This window comes from Natrinema soli (assembly GCF_028618695.1).
Map to the genome: position 1 here is coordinate 49608 of NZ_JAQIVI010000297.1, position 25312 is coordinate 74919.

Genomic DNA, 25312 nt, shown 5'->3' on the forward strand with positions numbered 1-25312 from the left:
TGTGTTCGATGGTCGACCTCGGTCACGGTCGGGAGCGGGTCGTTGTTTGTTGCGTTGTCGTCGCGGGACAGACGACGTCCTACGGCTGGTAGCCGTCGTCAGCGCTCATTCGTCGAGTTGGTGGGGATTCAGGCCTGGATCGTCGACGGCCGGTGCGCCGAATGCGAGGACGATGCCCGTTTCGTCGCCGACGTTCCGATGGCCGTGGCCGACCATCGGTTCCGCTGCCCACCACGTTCCGTGCTCGGCCTCTACCGTCTCGGTCTCGCCGGACCGGCCGAGTTTCAAACTGAACGTGCCCTCCAGAATGTAGAACACCTCTTCCTGTTCGCTGTGTGCGTGGTAGCCGATCTCGTCACCCGGTTCGATGTACCATACTTTCGCCCGCACGTTCTCGAGGCCCAGGGCCTCGTTGATCGAACGCATATCGTGATCCGGCGGCATGTCGTCGTTCTCAGACAGGTCGACGCGCGGTACGTCGTCCTCGTGGACGCACTCGTATTCCATGTAACACGATACTACGAACCGACAGATAAAGCTAGTGTACCAGACACCGCCATCTGCCGTGAACAGCGGGACGTATCGGTCAACACCCGCTCTGACGACGATGCCGTGGCAGGCGTGAGACACCATTCGCGTTCACTGTCCCGACCGCAGGCCAAATCGAGGAGACAGAGACGATGCGCCCCACACCGGTCGCGCCTTCATCCGCCGAAGAACAGATGACCGTATTCGATACCACTATCATCGTTCCGAGTCGTGTACGGACACGTGCACGTCTTGACGTTCGGAAATCACGAGTTCGAGGGACAGAATAACGCCTACTTGCTGTCCGACACAGAAACGGTCACGCTCGTCGACACCGGAATCGCGACACCACGAATCCGCGAGCAATTCGCAACCGAACTTCACGAGCGCGGCCTCGGCTTCGCGGACATCGATCAGATCGTGTTGACTCACTGGCACCCCGACCACACCGGGCTCGCCGGAGACATCCAGGCCCAGAGCGGAGCGACCGTGTACGTTCACGAGGCGGATGCGCCACTCGTCCGGCGGGACGCAGATGCTCTCGACGAACTCCACGGCCGCCAGCGTGTGTACTTCGACGAGTGGGGGATTCCACCGGCTGCGCAGGACGAACTCCGATCGGCGCTCGCGGATGACCACCTCGTTGGCCAGCCACCGACCGTCCAGTCCATCGCCGAGGGAGTGACGATCGACGTTGGTGAGAGGGACCTTCGCGTGCTCCATGCGCCAGGGCACGCAGCCGGCCTCTGTTGTTTCACGTTTGACGGTGCCGCCGGGCGCGAGGCGTTCGTCGGTGACGCCATCCTCCCGAAGTACACCCCGAACGTCGGCGGGGCGGACGTCCGCGTCGACGCACCGCTCGCGACGTATCTCGATACGCTCGAGCGACTTGCGAATCAGGAGCTCGCGCGGGTCTGGCCGGGCCACCGCGACGTGATTGAGAACCCTACTGGCCGCGCTCGGGAGATCATCGCCCATCACCGCGAGCGTGCGAGCCGGATTCTCGACATCCTCCGCAAGGCGGGACCCGCCGACGCCTGGACGGTGAGCGCCCACCTGTTCGGTGAGCTGGAGGGGATCCACATCCTGCACGGGCCCGGTGAAGCGTACGCGCACCTTGACCACCTCGATCGTCACGGGCTCGTCGAGCGCACAGAAGACGGCTACCGCGTGCGTCCTGAGCGCCCCGCGCTCGAGACAATCATGTAGCCGTTGGCAGCCGCAGGGGGACCTGTCCGCAGATCGAGTAGAGCAGTAAATCGGTGTCCTTCGAAGAACCACGCTATTAATGACCCCTCTGATCGATAGTACCTACAGGGAACGCAGAGGAATCCATGCATCGAACGTTGTTGAAATCGAAGATTCATCGGGCGCGGGTGACCGCGACGGACAAAGCATACGAGGGGAGTATCACCGTCGATACTGAACTGCTGGCGGCTGCTGATATCGTCCCTCACGAGCGCGTGCAGGTCGTGAACGTGACGACTGGTGGCCGGTTCGAGACGTACGCGATTGCCGGGGATGATGGTGAGGTCTGTCTGAACGGAGCCGCCGCCCGGCTCGCCGAGCCGGGCGACATCGTTATCATCATGTCGTATGCAAGGTATGCCGAAGACGAGCGTCACGAGCCGTCGATCGTCTTTGTTGACGAGATGAACACAATCACCGAGCAGACAAACGGCGACTGAACTACGACGTATCATTGGATAGTCTCCGAGTTATGATTCATCTGCATGAGGGACCGCAGATCCGCACCGTTACGGGGGAGGCGAACTCTCAAGAGTTCTCACTCGCTATCGCCACGTATCGAGTTTGCAGGGCGACCAGTTCACCATCGGGTTCACCACCACGAAGTTGGACGATGACCGGTGATGACGAGGTGCTGATACTGTCTCGGATGGTGAACAGGTTCCATCGGGCAACGACCGAACCTGCGCTCCTCGCCACGTAGGCGATGCCACCAGCACCGCATAGCTTTGTTGGCCACGGTCTTTCAGTCCAAACAGTCATCAGAGGAACACTTTCGTTTATCAGTTAGAGAGCACGCGATTGCAGCATCATCGGCGTACATGACGAAAACGAGGAGGGACCCGGCAGAGCGATCAATGCGGAGCTACGAGTTGATGGCGCAGCACCATGGCAAGGATCCAATCGAAAACCCGCTGATCATCAGCGGAGAGTATTGTATTGGTGGATCACCTCTGTGCTAAACGACAGCGATCGATAAGGAGATAAACGTTCCTGTGACGGTAAGAGCGACACCAACCTGAAGGGGACCGGGCAAAGTAGCCGTCGACCGTGTCTGCTTTCCCCGTCTCTCGTGGTAACCGCAGTCGTATTCATACTGCGCCTCAGTCCGTATCGTACGACTGGATATACTCGAGCAGGTCTTCCACCTGGTCGTGCTACCAGTACCGCAACTCTGTTGACCGCACATCGTACTCCACGATGCCTACCTCCGTGAGCATCGGCAGATGAATATGGTGAATCGCCATCTCCACCTGATCACGGCCTGGCTGTTCCCCTATCCGCTGCGCCTCCTGCTTCATGAGATGCGCGGCGACCTCGTCAACGGTCGCCGTACGCTCCGGGGCATTACTCAGAAACCGTAAGAGAACATGGCGATGATGATGCGCAAGCACCTCGAAAACGGCATCCACCGAGAGGGAAATCCCCAGCATATCTGATTGTGACCCTATCCTACTGATTGATTCGTCACTGTCACGATTAGAGTCAGATGCAATAATACCTTCACCATCGATAATGTGGTACTATAGTAACCGTTAGAACTTTCTACTCAAAGATTGTTGCTAAGTGTAGTGGATCATCTCGACGAGATCTCTGTCGAGGAATTGCAAGTTGCCCTCGACAATGTGGAGGGAAAGAAGCCGGCACAACGACTTTTAGCGGCAATAGCGTACAAAAACGGCGTTACACAGACCGAACTGGCCGAGTGGTACGACGTTCAGCGACGCACAATCTATAGCTGGCTCACGCGACTCGACACCGACGAGTCGCTTGAACAGGCTGTCACTGATGCTCACCGATCTGGGAGAAAGCGAAAGCTCTCGGAAAAAGAGCAACAAGAATTCGAAGAAGCTGTCCACGACTCACCGAAAGAAGTTGGGGTTGACGCGCCGGCGTGGACGCCGGCGCTCGTCCAGCAGTATCTCGACGAGACCTACGATGTCGAGTACTCAATCCCGAGTTGCCGGCGGTTGCTGAAAGAGGTGGGATTGAGTTATCAAAAACCACGCCGCACAGCCGCTGAAGCTGAGGCTGACGAACAAGAGACGTTCCACGAAGAACTGAAAAAAAGCGGCGGGAGATGGACGCCACAGTAGTCTGTATCGATCAAACCAAGAAATCCGTGCAAGTTGAGCCGCGTGGTTTCCGCGCGGCACGCGGCCGGCCGTCGAATTGTCCGGGCAACGTGACTGGACGTGTCTCTTGGGCGCGATCACCGAGGACGGTGATCGCTTTTTCTCTCGATTCGAAGAGTACGTAACCGCCGCACATGCGAAACATTTCATTCTCGCATTATGTAACGAGTTCCAAGATAACTTGATCGTCGTGTTGGATGGAGCGCCGTATTTCCAGGCGTCAGCCGTCACGGACCTGGCGGCCCGTGACGACCTCGCCTTCGTCACGTTATCAGCGTATTCACCGGAACTCAATCCAGTCGAAGAGTGCTGGAGACAGCTGCAATCAGCTCTTAGCAACCGGTTCTTTGACTCACTTTCTGAGCTCACAACAGCGATCGATACCGCTCTTGATCAACTCTCCATTCCCAAAGTGAGCAACTATTTCTAACTCCTACTATAGTCCATGAAGGTTCACCCTGAGGTAGCACCGGAGGGGCACTCCTACCCTCTTGCTTCAGCGGAAACGCGACGTAGCACCGGGAAACCCTACTAGTTACCTCTCCTCGAGGATCGCTTCCAGTTCCACGACTCCCTGCGTGACCGCACGAGGTCGCGCTCCAACACCCGCTTTTCCTCGAGAAACGTGTCGATGACGTCCACCGCTGCAGCCGGTCCACACGCTCTTCTAAGGCCGCCCACTGATCACCGGTTCGCGACACTCGATCAAACTCATTCTACTGTTCACAGGCGGTACGAGGCGGAGGCCCTGACCCTTGAGGACGGGTAGGAAGCCGGCACTCGATGAAACTAGCCACGCTCGATAGCAAGGCCGACTCCTCACACGTAAATTCTTACCAGTGTGGATCGTTGCAGACTCGTCTCGACCCAGATTCGTTCAGTTCCGGGCTCGCATGGTAACGTTCACATCGACCAAGCAACAACCTCACAGCAAATGGAGCGAATTTCCTTAGAGAACGACGACCTCGAAGGCGCCAACAACGTCTACTTGTTCGATACTGCTACTGCGACAGTGCTTATCGATACGGGAGAACAGTCTCGGGAGCAGGACCTCCGGGCTGCCCTCGAGAACCACGGAGTAACGTTCGCCGACGTCGACGAAGTATTCCTTACGCATTGGCATCCCGATCACTCGGGCCTCGCGGGATTGATCCAGGAAACGAGTAGAGCCACGGTACGTATCCACGAACTCGATGCACCGTTGGTCAAGGGCGACGCGGAAGCGTGGACGTCGTTCGCGAGTATGCAAGAGTCACGACTAGAATCGTGGGGAGTACCAGCAGCGAAACGCCAACAGTTGTTTGCACATCGGGAACGAGCGGCCGTCGCCGAGTACCCCTCGCTTTCGTCGGTGACGACGTTCGGAGACGGTGAGACATTCACCATCGGCGATCAGGTTCTTCACGTCCGCCATACACCGGGCCATACTTCCGGATCTGTCTGCTTTGCGCTTGAGAGGAACACGACTGACGCCACGGGGAGACAGGAAATTATCACTGGTGACACACTTTTGCCGAACTACACACCAAATGTCGGCGGGACTGACGCCCGATTAGACCAACCGCTCAATCGGTACCTCTCGTCCCTCCGTCTCCTCAACACAGCCGACTACGAATGCGGGTGGCCAGGACATCAGACACCGATCGCACAGCCATCGAATCGTGCACGCGAGATCATCGCACACCATGAACAGCGTGCGGGTCGAGTCCTGTCGATTCTGGGCCGTATCGGGCCTGCTGATGTCTGGACAGTCTGCACCGAACTCTTCGGCGAACTCGACGAGTTCCACATCCTCGTTGGCGCAGGTGAAGCGTACGCCCACCTCGAACACCTCCAGCAACAGGGGGACGTCAAGTGCGTCGATGGCACGTACCGTGTCATGGACGAGGTTCGAGCTGAGCTCGACAGCGACGTCGATACGTGGCCACTCGCGATCAGAGATTAGACAGAGAAGTAGGAGAGTTCATACACACGACATACACAACCGATATTGGTGTTGGCCACCTTATATGATGTGCTGGACTCATGTATCATGCTTTGCTGGGCATGATCCGCCAGTACTCGCGATTCTGAGATTCCAATGTAAACTACCCCACCCTACTCGCTCACGGCTTCGCCGTTCGCTTCGTTGAGGGTAGGGCTTTCGCGTGGACTCCCGCTCTGGCCGGAATTCCCGGCAGGAGCTTCATATCCTCCGCTCGCGTTCAACATCCCGCGATTCAAGCGCACGCCTACGGGTGCGCCTCTGCCATCCCCAGTTTGGTTACGGCGGAGATACCGCAGTCCGATGTTCTTGGCGGCATTGTAGTCGGCGTGGTTCTCGTAGCCACATTTCAGACACTCGAAGTCCTCGCCGTCGCGGTTGTCCGGGTGGGTGAACCCACAGTGTGAGCAACGGCGTGACGTATTCTCCGGGTCCACCTGCTCCACGTCGATGCCGTGGAGTTCGGCCTTGTATTCGACGTACTCGTACAACCGCTCAAACGCCCACTTGTGCCCCCCACGATGCACCCGAGAGGCGATCGCGGATGCCGGTCAACGCCTCGAAGGCAATGACCGTACAACCGTTCTCGACGGTTTCTTCGATGACGCCGTTCGCAATACGGTGAAGCATCATCTTGAACCGGCCCGTCTCTTTCCGACCCACCGACTGGAGCTCCAGAACGTGCCCGTCGAAATAACTGCGAGCTGGTTCACGCCGAGGTCAACGCCGAGGACTGTGCTGTGCCCAGTCGTTGCCTGTTCCGGCGTGTCGGACTCCATCTCCGCCTTTGTGCGGAGATGAAGGAACCACTCGCCGTCTCTGTGGTAGAGTTCTGCCCCCGTTACCTCGTAGTCGTCGTTGTCGAGATACCGGCTGTGAGGTGTGTCGCGGTCCTCGTCGGGCAGGACGTACTCGATTTCGATACGTCCATCGACGGTTGCCAGCGACACGGACTCGTCGTGGAAGGTCGCACACCGTTTGTCGTACACCACTGTCGGCTTCGAGAAGTGTGGTTTGCCAGCGTACTCACCTTGCTTCCAGCGAGCGACGACGCCCTGTACGGCGTCGGCGGCCTTGTTGCGAGCGTTCTGCACGAGATTCGCGTGCAACCGCGTCTGTTCACGCACGTCGTCGTAGGTTTCTTCCTGCAACTGGGCCTTGCTCGTGGTCTTGTATTCACCCTGCCATGCGTGGTCTATGACGTAGTTAGCGGCCCACAGAAACTCATCGACTGTCTCTCGGAGAAGTGCGGCGTCTTCACTGCCCACGTCGAGTTTGACCGGGACAGTGCGCCGCACCTCCATACGTCAGATGTATGGCTGGTAGTTTATTAATGTCGGGGAGAAAGGGCGACAACGGTCCGTGGTCTGTTGCGGAGTTGTCGGCTTCCTCTCCGGCCTACTCGCGTCGTCCTTCCGACCGGCGTCGGAAGTCCTCGCTCCTTGAGGCCGGAGGCTCCGCCTCGAAACCGCCGGCTTCGACACCTGGCAAGCCGAGCGGGATGCGATCGTGAACGAGGTATATGCCGTGAGCGGTGCACTACCGAAGTACTGACAATGATTGATACTCACACCGACGACGATGGAGTGAGCGGAATGAATAACTCGGCGTATTCACGGATTTTGGTTCCGACGGATGGCAGCGAGCTGGCGCGCCGAGCGCTCGAGGAGGCACGCACAATTGCTGGGCTAACCGATGCGACGATTCACGTCATGTATGTTGTCGACGATGCGGCGATCGCCGAACCCGCAACCGATGCGAGTCTCAATGAGGTGAGTCTCGACGCCGATGTCCACCGACTCTTCGATCGGTTCGAAGCGGTCGGCGAACACGCGATCGGGGACATCCGGGCGACGGCAGCCGAACGCGGCGTTGACATCGTCACGGCGGTCCGACGGGGGAACCCCGATGAGGAGATTCTCACATACGTCGACGAGCAGGATATCGACCTCATCGTGATGGGGACCCATGGGCGCCGTGGCGTCCAGCGGTATCTCCTCGGAAGTACGACGGAACGAGTCCTCCGGCGCGCAACAACGCCCGTCCTCGCAGTCCACGAGCAGAACGACGAAACATAACGGAATTGGGTAGCCGACATCTCCTGATACGAATGGGCGGAATCCCCGACTTTCACAGTACGCGGTGTGCCCGGAGGCCGTCTGTGACTCCCGTTCAGTATATGGGTGAACAAACGAGGACGGCACTACTGAGTGCGATCGTTGTCGTTGCCACCAAATTCACCCCATCGTTCGCGATCCATCGGCCTTCGACAGTGACCCCAAGAACACTATCGAGAAGCATGCCGAGTGTCCCGATCGCGGTCAACAGCAATCCATCAGTTAGCACGAGGGGCGTGAAGACGAGCGTTGCACAGACGGCAATCGTCGCGGCACCGCTGATTCCGGCGAGTGTGCCCGGGATCGATACTGCTCCGTCGGTGCCCGAGTCCACGCGTTCACGCGAGGTGATGAGCCAGGCGTGCTCGTATCGTTCGCCGATTTCGCTGGCGACGGTATCGCTCGTCGCTGCCGCAATCCCGCCAACGAACGCGAAGACCAGTGCACGCGGATCGGCTCCCAGAACGGGGTCGGCAAGCGCATACAGCACCACGGCACCGGTCGAGGCACCCGCGTTTGCCAGGACGTTTCCAGCTGACCGTGGCTGATCCGATGGGTCTGAGAGATGTGGGAGTTGCGTTCGCGGGGGGTCGACGCGCGATAACAGACTACCGCTTCCGAAGAACGCGAGGAGGACGAACGCCCATTCAATACCGCCCAGAACAGTTGTCACGACGAGACAGAGCCCGCCAGCGAGGGCGCCAGACACGGTCGCTACGTCGAGTCGGAGAGCGACCGCTCCGAACGTGATCGTGAGGCCCAGCGCAACGAGGACGAGGACTGGCTGGAGTGGCCCGATACCGAGCTCAACCAGCCAGAGCGAGCCAGCAACGACGGGGAGGCTCAGCCACTCGTCGCCGGGGAGAAGAACAACGTATGCGAGTGCCCCCACGAGTGTCCCGACCGTGGACAGAACCACGGGTTCAGCGATGGGTACTGGGAGCCCTCCTGTGAGACGATGATAGACCAGCTGGCCGAGGAGACTCGCCGTCCATGAGCCAGCACAGAAGCCAAGTACCGACCGTGTTGATTTCCTCGGCAGAACGGATACCGCCGTCGCCCCGAGTGTACCACAGCCATACACGAGGAGTGCGGTGACGGGCAGATATAGGGGTCGGCCAACTAGTAGCGACAGGAGGCCAAGCACAGCCGCCACACCGATGACTGCAGCGGTCTGCTGGTCATCACGCCACGGCTGCCATGGGATGAATCGGGGAAGCCCTCGATTCGAGGTCAGTGACATCATCGAGAGGATGCCCACGAGTGTAAGCGGAATGGCTACAGCGCGCCCGATGGCAGAGATCGGAACGGAAACGATCGAGAGCAGTGCCACTCGTCTCGTGCTTGGATCGATACTCATCGGATCACGGTGCTTGTGGGCATGGTTCGGGTATGAACCAGATCGGTTTAGTGATTGCTGCCGCCCACATTGCGCTTACGGTGACGTAGCCGGTGGGGCTGCATTGGGCACTGGGTTTATTCATCGAGATCGATCAACTCTGTGGGGGTACAGTACGGGCAGTCTGGGTCGCTGACATCCGCACGATACACGACTCGTTCGCCACACTTCGCACATCGATAATGAATCACCGAACGTCGCGACGGCAGAAGGCGTTTGAGTCGCCCGAGGAGGCTCATGGTTCCCACCGGTGGGTCATTGTTGCCCCCCTTCGATGACGAGGCATCCGTCGTTGTCTTCCGGACGGACGTGCATTCGGTCGTAGGAATCGAGTTGGCGGACCCCCCTCGGAGATGCGGTCGTCGACGGTATCAAGGGCGGCCTGGAGGCGATCTTCGGAGAGGCCAGCTTCGATATCGAGATAGAACACGTCGTCTCCCAACGCTCGACACTGTGCGATTGCCTGCGGATGGCTGGCGACCGTGGTGAACTCGGGCGTGTGGGCGAGGAGGCCATGCCGAATTGGTGTCCCGAGCTCACGGACGATTGCGATGACGACGTCATGGAGCGCGTCCAGGCTCTCGGTTACATTGCCTTCGATACGGTTTTCGATGGGGATGATACCTCGGTCGTGGGTGCTGGTCGTGACTGTCTCGACGATCTGCGTGACCGGCGCATGGAACTCGATCTCGTCTGCAATCGCCTGTGTGGCGCGATGTGAACACGTCCCGGCTGGGCCGAGTGTGCCAGCGGTCATGGTCGATCAAGTTCGGTCGCGCTCGTGGAAGTCGTGTCGATGTGCTCGCCGAACTGTTCGTATCGGTCCTGAATCGTGGATTCACTGACGCCGGTGAGCGCTGCGAGGTCCGCGGCACTGGTGGGGATATCGTACGTTCGCGCGGCGTACAACCACGCGCCTGCGAGCAGTCCTAGAAACCGCTTGTTGGTTGCCCAGTCGGCCGTCCGGGCCACGTGCAGGAGGTCGTCCACGTCGGATGCGCCCCCAGCAGGCGCATCCGGGAATTGGAGGTCGAATAGCTTGTTGCCTGTCGCTTCGAGCAGATCGTCGCGACGATCGCGAAGGGTTGCAGTCGACACGTCGAGATGCGCTGCGATCTCAGCCTGGGAAAGTTCCTCGTCGAGCGGCGAGCAGACGATATACAGGACGGCGGCCGCGTACGTGTACGGAGAGACCCAACTCGTGACGCCGGCCTCGGCACCGATGTCGGCGAGGCGGATCGCCCGGTTACGAACGGTCGCGGGGAGGGCAAGCTCGCGGCAGGCCGCCTCAATAATTGCCTTCGGGTCGTCGAGTGGAATCCCGATGTCGAGTTCGTTCGACAGTCGCTGCATCTCGTTGAGTATGTTCGCCTTCGTCGCCGACGTCTGCTCAGCCACGACGGTGACTCGAACCGGTTCCCCCCGGAGCCGGCACGCGATGAGCAGGCATGCGGCGGCGGTGCGTTGAGGTGCGGGGATTCGTAGCTCGTGCTGAGCAAGTTCCTCAGCAAGGAGTTTTGCGGATTGCCGGACTGGGTTGCCGAGACCGAGGGCCGTCGCAATCCGCGTTATCTGGTCAGTCACCGCTTCGAGAGCCGTCTGTAGTGTGTCCGTTGGTTGTGACACCAGTGGAACACCTCGAACTGTTGTGTATTTGCCCGTGAACGTGGTGGGTGTGTGCCCCTGCTATCGTCGGGATCACCACCGTTCAGACTCTGCCATGTATATCGACAGCTTCCGCGACATCGCCATACCGGGTGGCTTCTCACGGTCACAGTGGAACTGGTGTCGAGCGTCATGCTAGTTCGCCGGTGGCGGTAGGTTGACAGCGGTCGAGGGCGGTTCTCACGGCGTCTTTTCTGTCCTATGAGCGTCAGGTGATCGCCGTGCGCGAGAGTCATATCGGAGTCAGGAAGATTGGACTCACCGTCGCGGCCGACGAGTGCGATCATGCAGTTATGCGGGAGTTCCCGTGCGACCTCGGCCACTGTTTTGCCGACGAGGTCGTCAGCAGTGAGTTCGACCTCCTGGACGTCGCCATCCTCGCCCAGTCCGGTCATCCACGTCGTCAGTGCCGGTCGTTCGATGACGTTATCCATCGCCCACGCGACCGCGAGTCCGGCCGAAATCGTCCGAACGCCCAACTTCTCGAACGCATCGACGTTGTCGGGAGTATTGACGCGTGCGACGATCTGGTCGACCCCGAACGTCGTCTCTGCGAGTTGTGTGACGAGGAGGTTCACGTCGTCGTCACGCGTGGCTGCAGCGACGATCTTGGCGTTGGCTGCACCAGCCGAGCGCAGGACGTCCGTATCGGCCCTATCGCCGGCCTCGACGGTGAAGCCGGCTTTGCGGGCCTGTTCGATTGCTTCGTCGTCCTTGTCGATGATGACGACGTTCTCCCCACGGTCGTTGAGGCGGGTGGCGAGTTCACGGCCCACTCGGCCGCCGCCGATGATGAGTACATGTATGGGTATGATGTCGAGTCGTTCTGCAAGGTGGCGGACGAGCCCGCCTTCGAGGGTGACCGTCGCGACGATGACGAGGAAGACGGTTCCGACGAGGGTCGTCGCGGCGGCTGGCGCCGTCGGTTGGAGTTCAATCGCAAATAGTGTGGCGACGCTGGCAGGGACGATTCCCCGTGGGTTGGCGAAGCTGAGAAACACCTGTTCGCGTCGCGTGAACCGGCCGCCTCGCGTGGCAAGCAATACGATCGCGGGCCGGATGAGGAGAACGACGGCTGCCACGACGAGGAGGCCGCCGATTCCGAGGGTGGCGAGATCCCGGATCGACACGAGGGCTGCGAGCGCGACGAACACGAACGTGAGGACGAGAAGCGTGATGTCGCCTTTGAATGCCGCGATTTCGTCCTCGTAGGGCAGGTCCATGTTCCCGAGGAGGATGCCAGCCGTGGCGGCGGCAGCGATCCCGGCCTCACCGGCAAGGGTTTCAGCACCCCCATAGGCCGCGAAGGCGGCGACGAGCACAATGAGTCTGGCGTTCCGGGGAGCGTTATCCGCCGAGAGGTCGACGTGGCGGAGTAGATAGCCGACAATCCCGGCCACAAGGACGCCGCAGAGGATGCCGATACCAAGCCGGCTGACGAAGCTCTGCACGAGGGTGCCCGCACTCCCATCTCGCGTCACGACGAGTTCGAACATGACGACGGCGAGGATTGCGGCCGTGACATCGTTGAGAACCCCTTCCGTTTCAAGTGCAGCGGCTACGCGATCTCGAACTGGCACCACATCAAGAATAGGGGTGATGACGGTCGGGCCAGTCGCAACGAGCAGGGCGCCGATGAGCAACGCGAGATCCAGCGGGACGCCGAGGGCGACGCGAACCACGAGCGCGGTCCCGACGAAGGCGAGTCCGGCTCCAACAGTCACCAGGCGGAGCGTTTCGGTTGGTGCCTCGCGGAGTTTATCGAGTGTCAAATGGAACGCGCCCTCGAATACGATCAGGCCCACACTGAGGCCGACGATTGTCGGTAACGCACCGCCGAACGTCGCCTGCGTCACGAGCCCGAGCCTCGTCGGTCCGATGATGAGGCCGGCAAGCAGTAAGAACAGCACACTCGGAACCTGGACTCGGTCAGCGATGACTTGAGCGGCAACCCCCGCCCCGAGAATAGCGACCACCGGGAGCAACGCTGACCCACTCATCGTATTAGCCGATCCGTTCGTCGGTCAGCTATGTGGACGTGCGTGCGGCAGACTAACTGATTCCTCCCTGGGCGTGCCTGGTGTCGGGGTTCGGTCTCGCCCCTGTCAGCCACGCTGTCAACTCGGTGCTGGACACCCCTGTAAAACGAGTTCGAGTTAGTATCGGTGTCCAGCAGACGCATCCCTACGATTCCTCCGGAGGATTGAAGCGGGTCGTACACCACTGGCAGAACTGTAGGTCCGGATCGGTCTCTTTGCCACAGTTCGGGCACGTCAGGGTATCGTCGTGTTCCTCGGTGGCTTGCATAGCTGTAGGCTGCTGTTGGATTCGAGTCAGCACGTACAGGTTAAGAAGACTGAGGGCACTCACGAGGAGGAGTGGGACGACAGCAAGCAGGGCGGAGAGCGTGCTCGACTGGATCGATTGTAGTGCTTCGGGAGGAACGAATACCCACGCCACACCGACTGCGAGTAGAACCCACCCGGCTGCGCGCCGCCAGCGGCGGAGATAGACGTGCCCCAACCCGGTGACGAGTGCTCCGAGGAGTAACGCGAGCCACGGTCGCCGTTCGGACGTTTCCGTGCCCATACCGTTGACTAACCAGCCAGTCAATATTAACCTTTTCCTGTCCGGTTCGTACTACCCTATCTAGTACGTGGCGACGCCCCGCCGTGGCGGGCGTCGCCTCTGGCACTGGCCGTTCGAGGAATTCATCGAGATGATGATGCGGGCAGCGTAGACGGTTCTCGCAGTGCGTCGGGCTGTCCCCGCGAACCGGCCACCGGATGACCGATGCCAGCGGCAATCACCGGCCGAGTGAGCCCTCCTCGTGAGTGGTATCGCTGTCGCGTCGGCGGCGAAACGCCGCAGACTGCGACGCCCTTCGCTGCTCCTGCTGTGGCGGCCCCGTAGCAATAGCTCCTCCTCGCCTTGATCGTCCGAACTTATACTTCAGAAGTAGTCAGCCAAGACGCATTGTGAAGCACTGAAACTTCATTCTTATAACGTCTACCATTGTTGGATGAGCGTCTGGCAAGTTGTGTCCCCCCTCGTTGTCCTCTTGACCAATGCAGATCCGAGTACCACTTCTCATGGCAGGAGCACCATCAGCGAATACGGCCGTCCGCTCTCCTTGCAAATTAGTGCTCTGACCTTTTCCGTGCTGGTGCTGGACTGGTGAATGAACGATCGTTCATGAGCATCGAAGCCACCAACACCCACGAATCAGAGACTGGACTCGCCGGTGCCGTCGATCGCATCCTCGATAAGGGGCTGGTCATCAATGCGGACGTCACGATCGATGTCGCCGGAACAGAACTCCTTGGGATTAAGGTACGGGCGGCGCTGGCGTCGTTCGAAACAGCGGCAGAGTACGGCCTCGAGTTTCCGGCTGGGACAGAAGAGACGAAAGCCTACGCCGAAGCTCGAGCCCGAAACGAGACGTGCCCGCAGTGTGCGAAACGGGTCGAGAAGGAGGTCCTGCTCGATGACGAGTGTCCGTGGTGTGGTTGGCGAAGCGCTCGCTCGAAGCGCCGGGAGACGGAAGATGAACAACTCACGGAGCGGGACGACCGGCCGACGGAGTCGATCGAGGCGGAACGACCACCGACCGGTGTCGACGGGGCGGACCGATGAACCGCCGGTCGAACGCACACTCTCACCGAACCCATGAACAGCAGTGAACTCGACCGCGTCTCTTGCGTCCTCTCCCGAGCGGAGCTCCGACAGTATCGCCGCCACCTCCGAACGACGGCGAGCGAGCCGATCGGTCCGGATCGAGCGCCGGAACCGCTTACTCGGGACGAGCGACGTCGAATCGTCACCCGAGCGTACGCCGAGTCCGAGTCCGCCAGACGAACGATTACTCGAGTCTCCAGAACGGTCGACGCGTTGCAATCCGCACTCGGCGTGTCCCGGAAGGCGGCGGTGTACGAATTCCTGCGAGCGCTCGACGATCGCAGTCTCGCCGTTCTCGAGTACTGCTGGCACAACGAACACGCATCGATCCGGGAGCTGACGACGCTGATCAGCGCGGTGACCGACACGGAAACACTCACCGTGGTCCGAGAGCAGCTCAATGCGGTCGCGCAGAAAACCCTCGACGAGTCGGTACTCGAGTTCGAACGGCGAGGGGTCGACTCCCGGACCGGTACGGTCGTCACGTTCGAGTGGTGGTTCACTGGCGAACCCAGGGATCACTCCGCTCTCGAGTCGCTCCGCGACGAGAAGGTGGTTGTTTCGTGACGATCGAAGTCGATGAGGAGGAACTCGAGCAGGGACTGCTCGGGCTCATTATGGCGCTCGTCGAAATAATCAAGGAGGTAATCGACCAGCAGGCGCTCGAATTGGTCGAGAAGGGCGTTCTCGACGACGAGTCGGCCGAACAGCTCGGCCAGTCGCTGATGGACCTCGAGGAGACCATCCAGCAGATCGAGGAGGAACAGAATATCGAGGAGACGGCCTCAGAGACGAAAGACCAGCTCGACCGAACGGTCGACGACGTCCTCAACACGGCGCTCAACCCAGCCGAGTGGGCTCGTGAGATCGAAGCACAGGAGGGAGACTCCGTCCGAGCAGTCGATGACGGTGTCTCTGAGGGAGAGCGATCACCACCAGAGGCTAACGAAGGGAAGACGAATGACTGAGAGCAAGTACACCTATTGTATCGTCGATTCGACGGACGAGGACCGAGAGACACTCGGGACAGGAATCGACGAGGAGCCGGTGTCCGTCCTCGTTCAGGACGGCATCGGTGCCGTCGTCAACGACTGTCCATCGGAAGCGTACGATACCGACGACCGAGCACAGGCAGAAATGTGGGTCAAACAGCACAATAGAACGATCGAACGCGCGGCGGACGCGCTCGGAACGCCGCTCCCGATGACGTTCGATACGATCTTCGAGGACGAAGCGTCCCTCCGAACGTTTCTCACCGAGCATCGGAGCCAGATCAGGAACAGATTGAATGTTCTGGCCGGAACGGAGGAGTACGGCGTCCGGATCTACTGTGATGAAGACGTACTGCTCGAGGAGACCGAGCCAGCTCCCGACTCGACGGGGGCTCGTGATTCCGGGATGGCGTATTTTGACCAGAAGAAACGAGAGAAGCAGCGCCAACGAGAGCGCGCCGAACGCACGAAGGAGCGCTTTCAGACGTACTTCCCGCGAATCGAGGCGGTCGTCGACGAGATCATGGAAGAGGAACTCGATCGTGGCGGAGACGACCGAGGTCAAAACGTTCTCACGGCATCGTGTCTCGTCGCAGACGGAGAGATCGACGGCCTGAAACGAGTCCTGAGCGAGATTGACGACGAACCGGGCGTCGACGTGGTTTTCACCGGCCCGTGGCACCCGTACTCGTTCGTTGGCTCACTCGGAACCGCCACCAAGAATCATGGAACCTGAAACCGAATCGGCCGACGAGGGCCTCGCCGGACTGCTGAATCGTGCATTAAACAAGGGGGCGATCTTGAACGCCGATCTGCTAATCACCGTCAACGACGTTCCCCTCGTCGCCGTACGGCTGCAGGCGGCAATCGCCAACGTCGAGACGATGATCGAGTACGGCATCATGACCGAGTGGGAGCCCGCGATGGCTCACATCGATAACGACTATCTCGCCGAGACGCTGGAAACCGATGACAAGACGGTCAACGGAATCAACGCGGACGGCGAGCCGATTGACGGTGGCGATGAACGCAACACTCGAGAGAAGTCGGTCGAATCGACCCCTGAAACAGGGAATCGACAGTAGCTCGGTGCCGCTCGACTAATCGATGTCCTGTCGTAAGTCGATCCGTCTCTTAAGGTCCTAAGCAAGGTCTACGACACGTACTAGTCTATGGCTGACTCCACTCGGTTCGGTGCGGAAGCGACGGACACCGTCGACGTCATCATGCAGTCGACGTACCAGGTTCTGCTGGAATACGGCTACGCGGACCTCTCGATCGCGAAGATCGCGGACGAAGCGGGCCTGAGCAAGTCCGCGCTCTACAATCACTACAAGGGCAAGAACGACCTGCTACTGGACTTTCTGAGCCGTTTCCTCAAGTGGTACCTCGATTCCCCGCTCGATGATACTGCAGAGGACCCACGAGCGGAGTTGCAGCGGCTTATTGACCTCCTTTCAGTCGATTCAGAAGGGGCCGATTCGTCGACGGACAGCACCCTCGAGATGGCGGTGGCCGATGTGTTCGTCGAACTGTAGGCGCAGGCAATTCACGACGAGTCGTTCTGAACTGAACTGCTTTGTGAGGACGAGATGATTCGGACTCGTCTCGTTCGGATAATCCAACAGGGCATCAACAGCGGCGTCTTCCGCAACGTCGATCCGGAACCGGTCGCCGGTTTATCTAAATGTAGGCGGAGAAGACCCCGCCCTACTGCGCTACTCGGCCTTCGGCCTGCGTTGCTCCTTGAGGAAGGGGTCTTCTCCGCCGTCATTAACCAGCGAACGCCCTGAATCTAAACAGTCACCATTGGTTTTAACAAATAGCGTAATAGACTAGTCCAGACACTCTAGCAGAACCTTCGTGGGCTGTCCGCCGACGAGTACAAGGTACTGCGGAGTCTGAGCCATCTCTTGAAAACCTCTCCAACAAAACGCTCTAACTCGTGGGCATCCTCTCGATGGAAGTTCGACAGAGCTACTTCGACAACGGCGAGTTCCTCAATTACTACGGCGCCTACGACCAGTTGAAGAGCACCTGGAATTACGAGGTACTCCCGAGTCAGGTCGCTCAACAGACGATGAAGCAGGTCGATAGGGGATTCACGTCGTTCTTCAATCTTGGGGAGAACAAGTACGACGCCGACGTGAGTCCCCCATCGTACCTGCCGAAAGACGGGTTCTACACGCTCGATACCCCCCACAGTCGTTTCAGGTCAACGACGACCACATTCGGCTCGGAGTTCCGCGAGCGTACCGCGACGAGTTCGACTGCGACCTGACCGAGATTCAAATCCTGTTCACCTACGACGCGGTGCAGGACGTGAACATCAAGCCTGTCCAAATTCCCCCGAAGGCCGACACGCAATACTTCAAGTACCGTGTGCTGTACGAGCAGGACGTAGAGGAAGTAGCGGCAATTGATGGGTCGTGGCTCAGTATCGACCTTGGCGTTGTCAATCTGGCGATGTGCGTTGACCATCGAGGCCACTCGTTCATCGTGGGTGGTCGGCACCTTATATCTCAAAATCGGTGGTTCAACAAACGTATCGCCCACTACCAGTCCATCAAGGACAAGCAAGGTATCGAGAGCACGACTCGTCGTATCGAACGATTATACTAGAAGCGTCGGTACGTCGTCAACGACTACCTCAACAAGACGGTTCGTACTCTCATCGACTACTGTATCGATAACCATATCGAGACGGTGTACGTCGGTGATGGGAAAGGGTGGAAACAGAACGGAACCTCGGTGATAGGACGAACCAGAATTTTGTCCAGATTCCGTTCGACACGTTGAAACAGAAGCTGAAGCACAAACTCGACGCCCGAGGCATTGCGTTCGAGTTAGTGCCGAATCCTACACGTCGAAATGCTCGTTCTATGACGTGGAATCTGTCGAACATCACGACGAGTACGTTGGCGAGCGTGTCTAGCCTGTTCGAGGCGTCAGACGTGATACGCTATAACGCCGACGTGAATGATGCGGGGAACATGGCTCGAAAGGCTACAGGTAAGTCCAATTTGGACTTGTTCGAGTCCGATGAGAGTGTAGAGCGGACTGTGGACACCCCACGCCGAATATGCCTCCCGGATATGGGTGACCCTCGACAGAAGCCCCTGCCCCAAGGAGCGAACGCGTCACCGCAGACGAGTAGCAGGGGTAGTTCACTTACGGCGAATTCAGTGAAGGACCGAAGGTACTTCACAACTGATCCTGTATACTCGATACAGAGGTCTATGTCTTTCGAGCGTACCCTTCTTGGCGAAGACCAACAGACGAAAGATGAACTGTCTGACATTCAGACTGGAGCTCGGGGAATCGGCGTGCTGAACGCCCTTATCGGGATAATTGGATTCGCTGGTCCAGCAGTGAAGGGTAACGACGATCGGGGGTTGATTAACATGAAACCTGGATTGTTCTTAGGTCTGGTCGCGGTCAATGCTGGACATAATCTGCTTCATATTATGTTTGGGGTGCTCGGTGTGCAGGCGAGCCGCAACGCTGAGTCATCCTATCAGTATATGGGATTCTGTACAGCCTTCTTCGGTCTGTTCTCTGCCGCCGTTTGGAAGGAAGTCAAGTTTGATCGAGATATCCATATAATTGGAGGAGTTGCCATGAATTGGTGGGCGAATCTCGGCCACATCTTGCTCTCTGCATTCAGCTTCCTTACCGTCATCCAGTCAGACTCTCAGTAACAGACACTCGAGTGATCGGCGGGCACTGTCTAGTTTAGCACCTCCGCTGGCGTCTGTCCGTTGAGTGACTGGTGTGGTCGCTGCGTGTTATAGTAGTGTGAGAACTGTTCAAGCCACTCTCTGACGCTTGCCCGACTGCCGACCCACGAGTTGTGGAAGCGGTCAACCCGCATTTTGAGGGTGTGAAACACTTTTCGATGTGGTTTCGATCGATGTAGTTGAGATGACCGCTCAATCCTAATCGAGAGGGCAGTCAGATAGCCAGCACCATCGACGAGAAACTCAACCTCAGAGAGATCGTGTTTCTCGGTAAGTCCATGCAGAAACGCAGCAGCTGGATCGGTGCCTCGCCGTCCAAAGAGCGCGACGTCGAGAATGAGTTTCATGTCAAGGTCTATTGCAGCGTACATCCAAGATCGGTTGCCGTTAATCTTGACAGCGGTTTCATCAACCGCGACCCACGACGGCTTTGCCGTCGGCGGGTCTGGAACGCTGTCAGCCAGCCGATGTACCCAGTGCCAGATTGCTTGGTGAGACCGTTCAACGCCGAGTGAGCAAAGAATTGCTTGTGTCTCTCGTAGCGAACAACCGGTCGCGTGGAGCCGGACGGCGAACGCCCTAACGGGCGTCGCCGTCCGCTCACGCTCCCAACATTCATCAAATTCCGCCGTGTAGCTCTCTCTGAGCAGGTCTGTGAGCATGGATTCAAACTAACTCTATGACCTGCTCATTCCTCAAACTGCGCTAACTAGACGGTGCCCGAAGAGGGAAACCAAAGCTCGTAAAGACAGTCGGGTGAGGGTAATGGGCCGACTGCGACGGGATGTGAACGAAGGGGGTGCCTCTGACTGGCGTCGGGTTGGCACGCTGTTTTCAAGCGTACCAATTGGGGCTTGTAATTCCAGCAGGATATGGATTTCGATAGCGTAACAATTACCTCACGACCGATTGTCAGTCAGACACGATGAACGGGATGACAGCCTTCTAGCGTGACATCCTGTACGTGAACGCAGGACTTGATGAACTATACGGCCTTGCAATCAAGGAAGAACTCGACGCGTATTACGAAACGAAAGTAAACCTCGATCGTCACTGTCTAGTTCTGCACCTTCTCAACCGGCGTTTTTCCACCGAGAGATTGATGCGGTCTCTGGTGGTTGTAGTAATGCACGAATTGTTCAAGCCATTCTCGGACGCTCGTCCGACTGCCCACCCATGAATTATGGAAGCGGTCGATCCGCATTTTGAGGGTGTGAAACCACTTTTCGATCAGGTTTCGCTCGGTATAGTTGGTCCGACCGCTTAATCCTAATCGAGCAAGGGCAGTCCGATAGCCGAATTGGTCGACGAGAAACTCAGCATCTGAGAGATCGTGTTTCTCGCGGAGTCCATGCAGAAACGCAGCTGCCGGATCGGTACCGTGCCGACTAAATAACGCGACATCGAGAATCAACTTTGTCTCGATGTCTATTGCAGCGTACAGCCAAGACCACTCGCCGTTAATCTTGACAGCAGTCTCGTCAACAGCGACCCGCGACGGCGATGCCGTCGGCGGGTCGCGTCCGCTGTCAGCCAGTCGATGTACCCAGTTCCAAACCGCACCGTGAGAGCGTTCAACGCCTAATTCAGCGAGAATCGTTGTTGTCTCTCGAAGCGAACAACCGGTCTGATGGAAGCGGACGGCGAACGCCCTGACGGGCGTCGCCGTCCGCTCGTTCTCCCAAGATTCTTCTAAATCCGCCTCGTAGCTCCCGCTGAGCAGGTCTGCGAGCATCAACCAACTCAACAGTACGACCTACTCACTTCTCAAACTGGCTCAACTAGACAGTGCCCCTCGATCGATTGTATTCGAGTCTTGATAGTCTCGTCGAGGAAGGCTTAGAAAAGGGAAAACTCGACGACCGAACGAACAGCTACACTTTGACGCCACAGGCACGACGAACGTTTCAGGCGCAATGTATTGGGAAAACTAGTATCTCTCAAACAACGCGAGCGGACTACACGTCTTCGTCGAGTGAGTACAGAACAAATCGGATACATCAAACGAGGGAGAAGGTCTCCAACGTAGCTGATGCGATTCACCTCTGAGAGACGGTATCGAGATATCGTTCGAGTTCAGTACGCACAGATGCTGGTTGGATCTCTTCGTTGCTGAACAAGGAATTCGCTTGTTGCCGTCAAAATGAAGGTGGCTGTAGCATCAGGATCGGCGGATTAGAGCACATCGACCTCGGTATCCTGCTGGATTCTTGTCGCAAGATATTCGTGGAACACCTGTTCGGAGTCCGTGATGCGGTCGTGGTGTCGGTCATCGTGTCGTGCCTGGGCTCGAAGTTAGAGCAGAAGGACGGTGAATAGTCATTTCTCAGCGGACCATTCTCGAAAAAGCCAGTCTAACGCCCGTTCCAATCGACTACCAGCGTCGCCGCTGTTACGGGCTTGCATGTGCTCTTCGAACGTGGTTTCGACATATTCGAGGAGTACATCGAGACTGGTGGCAACCAGTTCATCTTTGCTGTCGGAGTGGTGGTAGATGAGAGACGGACTCTTCGAATATTCGCCATTTATCCCTAATATTGTGAGATTCGCATGACCATGCCTGCAAAGGGCGCGATAGGTGGCCGCGGCGAATTCTGCTTCCGTATCGGAGGAGACTCTCTCACGGAAAGAACTCGTCATGGCATCGATCTTAGAGGGAGAATGGGATAGTTCTTGTCCATTAGAGGGGTCACTCCCAGTTTTTAGAACCCTTCCGTTGCTTCAGGAAAAGATGGCGACAGACTGCGCACCCTACAACCGAAATGCCTTTGAGGATCCTTGACTAACTGGTCAGTTAAGATGAGCGAGGGCGACACCGAAGCGGCCCACGAAGCGATCATGCAGGCGACGTACCGGGCCCTCTGCAAGCACGGATATGCTGACCTCACGATGAAGGCAATCGCCGAGGAGACGGGAAAAAGCAAAGCGATCCTCCACTATTACTACGACACGAAGCAAGACCTGCTCGTCGCCTTCCTCGAATACCTCCTCGAGAGTTTCCACGAGAAAGTCCAGTTACGTGACGACGAGAACCCGGCTGCACAGTTGACCACGATTCTGGAGAAACTGGTCTTCGGCCCGGACGACTACAAGGAGTTCCAGACGGCGATGCTGGAGCTGCGCTCGCAAGCACCCTATCGTGACGCGTATCGGGCCCAGCTCCGGGCCAATGATGAAGAACTCACGGCCCTCCTCGCGGGAATCATCGAGCGCGGCATCGAAGACGGCGTCTTCCAGGACGTCGATCCGGATCGAACAGCCACCTATTTGCTCTCGACGATCGACGGCGCACGAACGCGGAGGATCGTTCTTGATGACGACGACGTGCTGACCACGGTCAACGAGGAGCTCCAGGACTATCTCGCCGAGCGGGTCCTCGTCGACGACCAAGAGCTGGTCAAGTAATCTCACCAGAAATGGAGAGTGACATTCCTGCAGACGATGCGCTTGCAGATCGGAGAGCTACGATCCAGTCCGTGCTTGCCGACCAGCCGACTGCCAATTCTTCGCCATCAATCTATACAACCGCCCAACAGTGGCTCGAACAGACGAACCATCTCCTCGGCGTCACGCTTCTGACAGCTGCGGAAGCGTGTACGTCCGACGCCACCGAGTACGATCAGTGGACATCCGCCGCGCTCGCAGTCGAATATCTCGCCGCCTTTGCCCGTACGCACGGGAATATCATTACAGTAGAGACGAGTGACGTCCGCGATTCAGACACGGACGATAACTGTCAGATATCGAATCAAATCTTGGCTGGCGATCTTCTCCACACCAGAGCGGTCGAACTCCTTCTCGAAACCGAGACGCCGCATACCCGGCGTCAATCGTGCCTGCAACGATTCCTCGCTGTGAGCCGGCAGATCTGCGAAGGCAACGCCCTTAGACAGGAGCTGGCGGGGCAACCCATCGTCCAGTTGGACGACTATCTCCGGTTCATCGAAGCGGATGCTACCCTCTGGTGGGGGAGTGCAACAATCGGCGGACTTCTTGGTGACGGCGAGGACGAACTGCTCACACATCTTGCGTCATTCGGTCGAAATCTCGGCGCAGCGATCCGATTAGCAGTCGACGCGAACAGTCTCGCCCACTCATCCTCCACTAACGACTATAGGGGGAATATAGATATCCCGTGGAGTATACGGGGAGGAACTCACCGTAGCGACACCGGAGATTCACGCTGTGACGCTCATGATACCGCTGGAACTTGTGAAGGCGGGGACATTAGGGGTGGCGAAGCATTGCTCGCTGGGACACCCGTGTTCAAGTCTACAGCTCACATTCCGGTTCGTCGCGTCGATGCAAACAACCTCCGGCATTGTGTCGATCGACGGTTAGACGATGCGAGAGCTCACGTCGAGCACATTGGAAATTCGCGGCCACAACTCATGCTTACGGAGATCGTGGATCGAGCTCGCTCAACGCTCTCCTGAACGTCGAGTATTCGCCCGCGAGTGACAAACAAAGCGGAGAGAAGCCAAATAGAGAGGGGGACCGTGCCTCAACTACGAAGTGCTGCAGGTGACCCGTACCACCGGATGATGCCTTGATTCACGGTCCCAGGTCTTCAGACGGCCAGGATATTCATAAAACATCGTGCCAGTCAACTTCGCCTCCCTGCCATTGGTGGCAGAGAACGGGCTATACGTGACAGCGATGCTGCTCGGTGGATTCCACTGGGCATAAGAAGGAATCGAGGAACTGGTTGGTAAGTTCGAGATTGATATCGAGATTCTGATGTTAGCCACGATCGCCGGTGCAGCGTTCCTCGGGCTCTGGGAGGAAGCAGTGTTCCTCGTCATTCTCTACGGCGCTGCAGAAGGCGTCGAGGAATACACGTTCACGTGAACGCGAGCATCGATCCGAAGCCTACTCGATCTCGATCTCGAATAGGCTCGGCTCATCACAGACGGAAGCACACAGATGGTTCCCGCACGGAAGCTTGACGTGGGTGACGTCTTCCGCGTCAAACCCGGTAAATCGATTCCGACTTACGGACGGGTCATCGATGGTCGCTCCACTGTTATCAGGCAGCTGTCACCGGCGAATCCACCACCGTCGATAAGCAAGAGGATGACCAGGTGTTTGCCGGTACTGTCAATCAGGAAGGTGTCCTCGAGTTCGAGCCGTCTGGAACGGCGATGGGTGGGAACTGCACTTCGTCTGTAAAGTCGAACTCGAAACCTACGACTCCGCAGGCGATGGAGTAGCAGGCGTCGACCTCGGCATCACGAACATCGCCACGGTCGCGTTTCCCGACGAATACGTTCTGTATCCCGGTAACTCGCTCAAGCAGGACAAGCACTACTTCACCCGCGCAGAGTACGACACCGAGGGTGAAATGGCCTGTCAGAGACGTCGATGTGGGCGCGTCGGAAACTCGCAGACTGCGAGACGCACTTCTACCACGTTCTCACGGACACCATCATCACCGAGTGTGTCGAACGCGGTGTTGGCACGCTTGCGGTGAGTTGGCCTGAGGACGTACGTGCGTCAGACTGGGGCAAGACGGGAACAAGAAGTTACACTCCTGGGCGTTCGACCGCATCTACCAGTACCTCGCATACAAGGGCGAGATACGTGGCGTTGAAGTGCTGAAGGAGAACGAGTGGGACACCTCGAAGACGTGTTCACGGTGTGGTGATGACACGAAGTCGAACCGTGTCGAACGTGGCTTGTACGTCTGCTCATCGTGTGAGTTAGTCGGGAACGCCGATTGTAACGGGGCGGAGAACATGCGCCAGAAGATAACTCCGAGACCTCACGGTGAGGATAGGAGTAACGGCTGAGGGTGTCATAGAACGAGTGGCACACCAAAGAGCA

General features: G+C 58.2%; 23 protein-coding genes and 8 pseudogenes. 20 read left to right on the top strand and 11 right to left on the bottom strand.

Annotated elements, in window-relative coordinates; all coding sequences use genetic code 11:
- Positions 1-105: 105 nt before the first annotated feature.
- Positions 106-507 (bottom strand): cupin domain-containing protein, encoded by a 402-nt coding sequence (locus tag PGX04_RS17905; protein WP_273739761.1) that lies wholly within the window; start codon positions 505-507, stop codon positions 106-108.
- A 264-nt stretch (positions 508-771) separates the two neighbouring features.
- Between PGX04_RS17905 and PGX04_RS17910 the strand changes: the two genes are divergently transcribed.
- Both PGX04_RS17910 and panD read left to right on the top strand, forming a co-directional pair.
- Positions 772-1737 carry an MBL fold metallo-hydrolase gene (locus tag PGX04_RS17910; protein WP_273739790.1) on the top strand — a complete coding sequence of 322 codons (966 nt, stop codon included), beginning with the start codon at positions 772-774 and terminating at the stop codon, positions 1735-1737.
- A 125-nt stretch (positions 1738-1862) separates the two neighbouring features.
- Positions 1863-2216, top strand: a complete 354-nt coding sequence (gene panD, locus PGX04_RS17915) for an aspartate 1-decarboxylase (RefSeq protein WP_273739762.1) — start codon at positions 1863-1865, stop codon at positions 2214-2216.
- 717 nt (positions 2217-2933) lie between these two features.
- Here the strand turns inward: panD and PGX04_RS34705 are convergent.
- On the bottom strand, positions 2934-3209 hold the full coding sequence (locus PGX04_RS34705; protein ID WP_425498449.1) for a DUF7344 domain-containing protein: 276 nt from the start codon (positions 3207-3209) through the stop codon (positions 2934-2936).
- A 138-nt stretch (positions 3210-3347) separates the two neighbouring features.
- Between PGX04_RS34705 and PGX04_RS17925 the strand changes: the two are divergent.
- Both PGX04_RS17925 and PGX04_RS17930 read left to right on the top strand, forming a co-directional pair.
- Positions 3348-4341: pseudogene (locus PGX04_RS17925) on the top strand (IS630 family transposase).
- Between the two features lie 504 nt (positions 4342-4845).
- Positions 4846-5856 (top strand): MBL fold metallo-hydrolase, encoded by a 1011-nt coding sequence (locus tag PGX04_RS17930; RefSeq protein ID WP_273739764.1) that lies wholly within the window; start codon positions 4846-4848, stop codon positions 5854-5856.
- A gap of 152 nt (positions 5857-6008) precedes the next feature.
- Here PGX04_RS17930 and PGX04_RS17935 read toward each other — a convergent pair.
- Positions 6009-7199, bottom strand: a pseudogene (locus PGX04_RS17935) (RNA-guided endonuclease InsQ/TnpB family protein).
- Between the two features lie 252 nt (positions 7200-7451).
- Between PGX04_RS17935 and PGX04_RS17940 the strand changes: the two are divergent.
- Positions 7452-7973, top strand: coding sequence for a universal stress protein (locus tag PGX04_RS17940; RefSeq protein WP_273739765.1), 522 nt, complete (start codon positions 7452-7454; stop codon positions 7971-7973).
- 94 nt (positions 7974-8067) lie between these two features.
- Here PGX04_RS17940 and PGX04_RS17945 read toward each other — a convergent pair whose 3' ends face one another.
- The 5 genes and pseudogenes from PGX04_RS17945 to PGX04_RS17965 form a co-directional block, all read right to left on the bottom strand.
- On the bottom strand, positions 8068-8904 hold the full coding sequence (locus PGX04_RS17945; RefSeq protein ID WP_273739766.1) for a DUF92 domain-containing protein: 837 nt from the start codon (positions 8902-8904) through the stop codon (positions 8068-8070).
- Positions 8905-9853: 949 nt separating this feature from the next.
- Positions 9854-10168 (bottom strand): annotated as a pseudogene (locus PGX04_RS17950) (prephenate dehydratase domain-containing protein); the annotation flags it as partial.
- On the bottom strand, positions 10165-11037 hold the full coding sequence (locus PGX04_RS17955; RefSeq protein WP_273739767.1) for a transcription initiation factor IIB family protein: 873 nt from the start codon (positions 11035-11037) through the stop codon (positions 10165-10167). The pseudogene PGX04_RS17950 and the gene PGX04_RS17955, both read right to left, overlap by 4 nt.
- Before the next feature lie 169 nt (positions 11038-11206).
- Positions 11207-13076, bottom strand: a pseudogene (locus PGX04_RS17960) (cation:proton antiporter domain-containing protein).
- Positions 13077-13260: 184 nt separating this feature from the next.
- Positions 13261-13665, bottom strand: a complete 405-nt coding sequence (locus tag PGX04_RS17965) for a zinc ribbon domain-containing protein (protein WP_273739769.1) — start codon at positions 13663-13665, stop codon at positions 13261-13263.
- A 64-nt stretch (positions 13666-13729) separates the two neighbouring features.
- On the opposite strand from PGX04_RS17965, the pseudogene PGX04_RS17970 reads away from it, so the two are divergent.
- From PGX04_RS17970 to PGX04_RS18015, 10 genes and pseudogenes are all read left to right on the top strand, one after another.
- Positions 13730-13897 (top strand): annotated as a pseudogene (locus PGX04_RS17970) (ISH3 family transposase); the annotation flags it as partial.
- Positions 13898-14271: 374 nt separating this feature from the next.
- Entirely contained in the window at positions 14272-14712 is a 441-nt protein-coding gene (locus PGX04_RS17975; RefSeq protein ID WP_273739770.1) for a gas vesicle protein, read from the top strand.
- A gap of 33 nt (positions 14713-14745) precedes the next feature.
- On the top strand, positions 14746-15321 hold the full coding sequence (locus PGX04_RS17980; protein WP_273739771.1) for an aldehyde dehydrogenase family protein: 576 nt from the start codon (positions 14746-14748) through the stop codon (positions 15319-15321).
- Positions 15318-15722 carry a gas vesicle protein GvpK gene (gvpK, locus tag PGX04_RS17985; protein WP_273739772.1) on the top strand — a complete coding sequence of 135 codons (405 nt, stop codon included), beginning with the start codon at positions 15318-15320 and terminating at the stop codon, positions 15720-15722. The genes PGX04_RS17980 and gvpK overlap by 4 nt, the downstream gene beginning before the upstream one ends.
- The gene (gvpL, locus tag PGX04_RS17990; RefSeq protein WP_273739773.1) at positions 15715-16482 is read left to right on the top strand and encodes a gas vesicle protein GvpL; all 768 of its coding nucleotides are present in this window, start codon (positions 15715-15717) and stop codon (positions 16480-16482) included. The genes gvpK and gvpL overlap by 8 nt, the downstream gene beginning before the upstream one ends.
- On the top strand, positions 16472-16831 hold the full coding sequence (gene gvpJ, locus PGX04_RS17995) for a gas vesicle protein GvpJ (RefSeq protein ID WP_273739774.1): 360 nt from the start codon (positions 16472-16474) through the stop codon (positions 16829-16831). Before gvpL ends, gvpJ begins: the two co-directional genes overlap by 11 nt.
- A gap of 87 nt (positions 16832-16918) precedes the next feature.
- Complete coding sequence (locus PGX04_RS18000) at positions 16919-17284, top strand: TetR/AcrR family transcriptional regulator (protein ID WP_273739775.1); 366 nt, start codon at positions 16919-16921, stop codon at positions 17282-17284.
- A 422-nt stretch (positions 17285-17706) separates the two neighbouring features.
- Positions 17707-18027, top strand: coding sequence for a hypothetical protein (locus PGX04_RS18005; protein ID WP_273739776.1), 321 nt, complete (start codon positions 17707-17709; stop codon positions 18025-18027).
- Between the two features lie 32 nt (positions 18028-18059).
- Complete coding sequence (locus tag PGX04_RS18010) at positions 18060-18368, top strand: transposase (RefSeq protein WP_273739777.1); 309 nt, start codon at positions 18060-18062, stop codon at positions 18366-18368.
- Positions 18369-18985: 617 nt separating this feature from the next.
- The gene (locus tag PGX04_RS18015) at positions 18986-19447 is read left to right on the top strand and encodes a DUF4383 domain-containing protein (protein WP_273739778.1); all 462 of its coding nucleotides are present in this window, start codon (positions 18986-18988) and stop codon (positions 19445-19447) included.
- Positions 19448-19476: 29 nt separating this feature from the next.
- Here PGX04_RS18015 and PGX04_RS18020 read toward each other — a convergent pair whose 3' ends face one another.
- Complete coding sequence (locus PGX04_RS18020; RefSeq protein ID WP_273739779.1) at positions 19477-20148, bottom strand: IS6 family transposase; 672 nt, start codon at positions 20146-20148, stop codon at positions 19477-19479.
- A 293-nt stretch (positions 20149-20441) separates the two neighbouring features.
- On the opposite strand from PGX04_RS18020, the pseudogene PGX04_RS34710 reads away from it, so the two are divergent.
- Positions 20442-20537 (top strand): annotated as a pseudogene (locus tag PGX04_RS34710) (PadR family transcriptional regulator); the annotation flags it as partial.
- 6 nt (positions 20538-20543) lie between these two features.
- On the opposite strand, the gene PGX04_RS18030 reads toward PGX04_RS34710, so the two are convergent.
- On the bottom strand, positions 20544-21221 hold the full coding sequence (locus tag PGX04_RS18030; protein WP_273739780.1) for an IS6 family transposase: 678 nt from the start codon (positions 21219-21221) through the stop codon (positions 20544-20546).
- Positions 21222-21805: 584 nt separating this feature from the next.
- Positions 21806-22126 carry a TetR/AcrR family transcriptional regulator gene (locus tag PGX04_RS18035; protein WP_273739781.1) on the bottom strand — a complete coding sequence of 107 codons (321 nt, stop codon included), beginning with the start codon at positions 22124-22126 and terminating at the stop codon, positions 21806-21808.
- Positions 22127-22285: 159 nt separating this feature from the next.
- Here PGX04_RS18035 and PGX04_RS18040 point away from each other — a divergent pair, with 159 nt between their 5' ends.
- The 4 genes and pseudogenes from PGX04_RS18040 to PGX04_RS18055 form a co-directional block, all read left to right on the top strand.
- Entirely contained in the window at positions 22286-22891 is a 606-nt protein-coding gene (locus PGX04_RS18040) for a TetR/AcrR family transcriptional regulator (RefSeq protein WP_273739782.1), read from the top strand.
- 11 nt (positions 22892-22902) lie between these two features.
- On the top strand, positions 22903-23922 hold the full coding sequence (locus tag PGX04_RS18045) for a polyprenyl synthetase family protein (RefSeq protein ID WP_273739783.1): 1020 nt from the start codon (positions 22903-22905) through the stop codon (positions 23920-23922).
- Between the two features lie 490 nt (positions 23923-24412).
- Positions 24413-24699 (top strand): annotated as a pseudogene (locus PGX04_RS18050) (P-type ATPase actuator domain-containing protein).
- Positions 24603-25278: pseudogene (locus tag PGX04_RS18055) on the top strand (RNA-guided endonuclease TnpB family protein); the annotation flags it as partial. The pseudogenes PGX04_RS18050 and PGX04_RS18055, both read left to right, overlap by 97 nt.
- Between the last annotated feature and the right edge of the window lie 34 nt (positions 25279-25312).